General features: G+C 60.0%; 1 protein-coding gene. It reads left to right on the plus strand.

The window, feature by feature from the left end:
• Positions 1 to 208, plus strand: a 208-nt coding sequence (locus tag AF337_RS13605) for a DUF982 domain-containing protein (RefSeq protein WP_049732492.1), incomplete at its 5' end; no start/stop codon positions are given.
• Positions 209 to 572: the final 364 nt, after the last annotated feature.

Here is a 572-nt window from a genome sequence, read left to right on the forward strand (position 1 = left end):
AGAAAAGCATAGGCTGATCCGATCACTCCGTGAGGTTGCCGAGGCTCTTGTCGCGGCATGGCCGACCCACGATGGCAAGGAATACATCGCGGCGGTGAGAACATGTCTCGATGCCATTCAAGGTAAGATCCCAGCAAAGGTAGCGCGGACCGCACTCCTTCGCGCTGCGGAGGAAGCCAGAATTCCAGTAATTGCCGTCGTCCACTGACGAAATGCCTTTCCGGTCAGCCAGCGCCAGTGCCGGTGCCGCAGGCTCTTTTTAGTTCGGCGCGCCACCTCAGTGGAAGAATGGCCCGCTCGCGGCGCGATGCGTTTCTGGACGAGCGTTCTTGGCTGCCATGGACAACGAGTCCACTATTCTTTGGGGGCTCGCCGGTTTGGTGACGACAGTTCGGCCCCCCGGGCTCTCGATAACACCGGGTTTCACGGTGAAAGACACCACCCCAAGCCCGAATCCGGAAAAGAGGGCGCGGGCAATGGACGGCCCGGTGATACCATCCAAAGCCGGACGTCGATAATGGCGATGTCTGCTTCGGAGCCGAGCTCCAGAACCTCTGACATATTCCCCGCGA

It is taken from the genome of Rhizobium ecuadorense (assembly GCF_001187535.1).
Classification (GTDB): Bacteria; Pseudomonadota; Alphaproteobacteria; order Rhizobiales; family Rhizobiaceae; genus Rhizobium; species Rhizobium ecuadorense.